The organism is Armatimonas sp. (assembly GCF_043760365.1).
Taxonomy (GTDB): Bacteria; Armatimonadota; Armatimonadia; order Armatimonadales; family Armatimonadaceae; genus Armatimonas.
Genome location: NZ_JAYUPA010000191.1, coordinates 1 through 2136 on the forward strand (window position 1 = coordinate 1; position 2136 = coordinate 2136).

Annotated in this window: 3 protein-coding genes; 1 reads left to right on the forward strand and 2 read right to left on the reverse strand. The window is 58.2% G+C overall.

The genetic code is table 11. The features are described from left to right. A partial coding sequence (locus tag ACH2EH_RS04745; protein ID WP_395139437.1) for a pirin family protein occupies positions 1 to 515 on the reverse strand: 515 nt, incomplete at its 3' end. Positions 516 to 619: 104 nt separating this feature from the next. Here ACH2EH_RS04745 and ACH2EH_RS04750 point away from each other — a divergent pair. Then, entirely contained in the window at positions 620 to 1024 is a 405-nt protein-coding gene (locus ACH2EH_RS04750; RefSeq protein ID WP_395139439.1) for a YbaN family protein, read from the forward strand. On the opposite strand, the gene ACH2EH_RS04755 is transcribed toward ACH2EH_RS04750, so the two are convergent. Beyond that, entirely contained in the window at positions 1021 to 1926 is a 906-nt protein-coding gene (locus ACH2EH_RS04755; RefSeq protein WP_395139441.1) for a hypothetical protein, read from the reverse strand. The two genes, ACH2EH_RS04750 and ACH2EH_RS04755, sit on opposite strands and share 4 nt — an antisense overlap. Positions 1927 to 2136 lie beyond the last annotated feature (210 nt).

Genomic DNA, 2136 nt, shown 5'->3' on the forward strand with positions numbered 1-2136 from the left:
GGCTCCAGAATGGTGGTGAGCAGCTCGGCGTCCTGGTGGATCTGCATCGCGCCGTCGCGGCCCGTGCCGGAGACGACCACCGCCCACTTGTCGCGCTTCTCGCTCTCCGAGAGATGGCTCTCGCCGTAGCGGGGCACCGCTCCCAATACACTGGGCTCAATCCAGATCTGGAATAAGTGGAGCCACTCGGTCGGGGAGGCGTTGGCCTCGCTATGAAAGACCCCGGTTCCGGCGCTCATCCGCTGGATATCGCCGGGCTTCAGGACGCCCTTGCCGCCCGTATTATCCTCGTGAACCAGCGCTCCGGAGAGAACATAGGTAATAATCTCCATGTCCTCGTGCGGGTGCATCCCAAAGCCTCGCCCCGGCCCGAACTTGTCCTCATTAATAACCCGCAGTGGCCCAAAACCCATGTTTGTGGGATCGTAGTACGTATTGAACGAGAAAGAGTGGTAGGCATTCAGCCACCCGCGATCCGCATGCCCTCTCTCATTCGACCGTCGTATCGTCATCATTTTCGTCATCCTCCAGAGTTATTAAACCCCAATCTGGCAAAATAGTTCCAGTTGTGAATACTTTTGGAATTGATCGGAAACCGACGCGGTATACTCGCTAGAGAATGCGCTATCTCTGGCTGACTCTGGGATTTCTCTGTGTGGGGCTGGGGTTTGTGGGAATTATCATGCCGGGTCTACCCGCGACGGGGTTCTTTGTCGCGGCGGCCTGGTGCTTCTCCCGCAGTAGCGAGAAGTTTCTCCACTGGCTCCTCAACTTGCCGCTTGTCGGGCCGCTTCTTCGCGACTACTGGGCGGGGCTGGGAATGCCCCTCAAAGCCAAGTGGCTCGCCTCGGCAAGTCTCTCTCTGGCCGTGAGCACCAGTGCTGTCTTTGCGATCCGTATGCCCTGGGCCAAAGCAAGCTGCGTCATGCTCGGCCTGATCGGCCTCTGGTTTATCTGGACTCGTGTCCCGCTCCGCGAGAAAGTTCTTGCGGAGCGAGAACACTCTGATTCTGACCAAGCTTAGAGAAGCTGTGCGCTCGCGCTGGGGAAGACACTGGCATTGTTGCCCAGGGGCAGGTTGGTGTGATCTATGGCAGCGGCAGGGATATCCCCCACCAGTGGCTTGAGTTCAAAAGGCAGTGGGCTATCGTCGGTGTCGGGTTCGATTGAGATCACCGCCTTGCCCCCGCGAACGTCGGTGGGGAAAGTTAACCCTGCGGGAGCGTTGCGCAGAAAGTCCTCGCCGGGGAAAGCGGGGCCTGCGGAAGTGCCCGAGAAGAGCGCACTCTCATCCGCAGTGTTGAGGCTACGGAAGCGCCCCGTCGAGACCGGCTTGCCCCTGATTACCGTCCAGCCCTCGTACTTCCAGCCTTCAGGGAGGGTGGGGAGCGTGAGGCCCTGCTTGGGACCGCTGTCAATCTTTAGGAACCAGACACCGCTATTCTCATTCGTGCCATCGCCATCGGTAGGCGTCGCCACAATAAAGCTGCCCGCTGCCGTAGCGAAGCTATTTCCCAGTGCCATCGGATGCCCAACGGTGAGGCTGGCCGCATTACCCGAGACATCTCCTGCAACAATATGCGTCTTTGCCGGACTGGTGTCCGTGTCGCCTGTCGGCTCAATGGTCACGACAATCGAAGTGGCTCCTGTCAGCTCTTTCCCCGTGGCAAACTCGCCGTTGCTCACCACGGTGCCATCCAGGTTAACAATCTGACCACTCGCATTAATATTGAACTTGCCTGCGGGCAGTGCCTTGCCGCCTACGAGCACCCAGTTTTCGTAGTGATAGCCATTTGCCAGGGTCGGCAAGCCATTATTAGTAATCTTCAAAACCGCACGAGTCGGTGTAATTGAGCTGCCACTGCCACAGCCTGAGAGAAGCGTGAGAGCAGAGAGTGCCACGCCGGGAAAAAACAAATACTTCATAAAAAGTCTCCTTACACGGAAAACTCCCCGCGCACCTTAAAAAGTTCAACTTGAGCAAAACCCGCGACTCTAGCGGAAACTAAAGCATAACATGGGCTTTTTTCACGAATCCCCTTCGATGGCCTGAAAGGCCATCTCTGGGCCGCGCTCCGCGCGAAGCGGGCCGAGCCCGCAGAGAAGGAGGCGTTTGGCGCGGCCTCGGGCCGCTTG